Annotated in this window: 3 protein-coding genes; all 3 read left to right on the top strand. The window is 65.3% G+C overall.

What is annotated here, in order from left to right; translation table 11 throughout:
* On the top strand, nucleotides 1-1,061 hold a 1,061-nt coding region (gene hflK / locus EN969_RS28080), incomplete at its 5' end, for an FtsH protease activity modulator HflK (RefSeq protein ID WP_127312580.1).
* Nucleotides 1,061-2,029 carry a protease modulator HflC gene (locus EN969_RS28075; RefSeq protein WP_127419583.1) on the top strand — a complete coding sequence of 323 codons (969 nt, stop codon included), beginning with the start codon at nucleotides 1,061-1,063 and terminating at the stop codon, nucleotides 2,027-2,029. The genes hflK and EN969_RS28075, both read left to right, overlap by 1 nt.
* Before the next feature lie 6 nt (nucleotides 2,030-2,035).
* A partial coding sequence (locus EN969_RS28070) for a DUF2065 family protein (RefSeq protein WP_127419584.1) occupies nucleotides 2,036-2,118 on the top strand: 83 nt, incomplete at its 3' end.

The following is a 2,118-nucleotide window of genomic DNA, read 5'->3' as shown; positions in this document are numbered from 1 at the left end:
ATCAGGGACCCTGGGGGCAGGGTCCAAAAGGACCGAGCGGGCCGCAGGGCTCGCCTCCCGATCTAGAAGACATCATCCGCCGCGGCCAGGACCGGCTGCGGCGCGCTCTTCCGGGCGGCGGCGGCGCGAGCCCGGCTATCTTCGCGCTGATCGCGGCTGCACTTGTGGTGCTGTGGGCGTTCAAGGCGGTTTACACCGTGCAGCCCGATGAGGTCGCGGTCGAACTGCGCTTCGGCAAGCCGAAGACCGAACTGTCGCAGCCTGGCCTGCATTTCCATTGGTGGCCGCTCGAAACCGTCGAGACGGCCAAGATTTCCGAGCAGCTCGTCGATATCGGCGGTGGCGGCGCGACAAGTGGCAATACGTCCGGGCTGATGCTTACCGGCGACCAGAACATCGTCAACGTCCAGTTCTCCGTGGCCTATCAGGTCTCCGACCCGCGCGCGTATCTGTTCGATGTGTCCGATCCCGACGGCATGCTGCGGCAGGTTGCCGAAAGCGCCATGCGTGAAGCCGTCGGCCGCCGGCCGGCGCAGGACATCTTCCGCGACGACCGCCAGGGCATTGCCGCCTCGGTGCGTGAGATCATCCAGACGACGCTGGACGGCTACAAGGCCGGTCTCAACGTCAACGCCGTCTCGATCGAGGATGCGGCACCGCCACGCGAAGTGGCCGATGCGTTCGACGAGGTGCAGCGCGCCGAGCAGGACGAGGACAAGTTCGTCGAGCAGGCCAACCAGTACTCCAATCAGAAGCTCGGGCAGGCGCGCGGCGAGGCCGCACAGATCCGCGAAGACGCGGCCGCCTACAAGAACCGGGTCGTGCAGGAAGCCGAGGGTGAGGCGCAGCGCTTCATCTCGGTCTATGACGAATATGCCAAGGCGCCCGATGTAACGCGCAAGCGCCTCTACCTGGAAACCATGGAGAAGGTTCTGAAGGATTCGAGCAAGGTCATCGTCGAGCAGGGCAACGGGCAAGGGGTCGTTCCCTATCTGCCGCTGCCGGCATTGCAGCCGAAAGCGCCGGCACCGGCCGCCCCCGTTACGGGAGGTAACCAGTGATGGCCAACCGTCTTCCCATCATCGTCGTCGCAGCAGCGGTTATCCTGTTCCTGCTCTATTCGTCGGTCTTCGTGGTCAATGCGCGCCAGCAGGCGCTGGTGCTCAGGTTCGGTGAGATCGTCGACGTCAAGAGCGAACCCGGCATCTACTTCAAGGCGCCGTTCTCGTTCTTCGACGCCGACACCGTGCAGCTGATCGAGAACCGGGTGCTGCGCTTCGATCTCGACAACATTCGCGTCCAGGTCTCGGGCGGCAAGTTCTATGAGGTCGATGCCTTCATCGCCTATCGCATCTCGGATCCGCGGGTCTTCCGCGCCGCGGTGTCCGGTCAGATCGAACTGGCCGAGGCCCGGCTCAGGACGCGTCTCGACGCTGCCTTGCGCCGTGTCTATGGTCTGCGTGATTTCGAGGCAGCACTCTCCGAAGAGCGCGGCGTGATGATGCGCGAGGTCCGCGACCAGCTCAGGCCCGATGCCACATCGCTCGGCCTGCAGATCGAGGATGTCCGCATTCGCCGCACCGATCTCACGGCCGAGGTCTCGCAGCAGACCTTCGACCGCATGAAGGCGGAACGCCTTGCGGAAGCTGCCCGGCTGAGGGCGCGCGGCAATGAGGCGGCACAGCGCATCACCGCCCGCGCCGATCGCGAAGTGGTCGAGATCGTCGCCGAAGCCCAAAAAGAGTCGGAAATCCTGCGCGGCGAGGGCGAGGCCCAGCGCAGCGCCACCTTCGCGGGAGCCTATCAGCGCGATCCGGCTTTCTTCGACTTCTACCGGTCGATGAATGCCTATGGCACGGCGCTGGACAACACCGGAACGACGATGGTGCTGTCGCCGAACTCGGAGTTCTTCCGCTTCTTCCGCAATCCCGACGGCAGCGAGGGATCGGCAAAGCCGGCTTCGCCTGCGCCAAACGCTCCGGCGCGGCGGGTGCCGTCGCCGGCGGCACAGCCCAGCACCGGCCAGTAGCGGCCGGTGCAGGATTTTCTTGCCGCCATGGGCCTCGTCCTCGTCATAGAGGGTCTGGTCTATGGCGGCTTTCCCGGCCTGGCCAGGAA

The organism is Mesorhizobium sp. M7A.F.Ca.CA.003.01.2.1 (genome assembly GCF_003998945.1).
Taxonomy (GTDB): Bacteria; Pseudomonadota; Alphaproteobacteria; order Rhizobiales; family Rhizobiaceae; genus Mesorhizobium; species Mesorhizobium ciceri.
The sequence above is the reverse complement of the archived record's forward strand: the minus strand, read 5'-3'. Positions and strand labels throughout refer to the sequence as shown.

Coding starts and splice junctions, on each gene's coding strand:
- EN969_RS28075 (WP_127419583.1), top strand. CDS start 1,061: ATGGCCAACCGTCTTCCCATCATCGTCGTCGCAGCAGCGGTTATCCTG.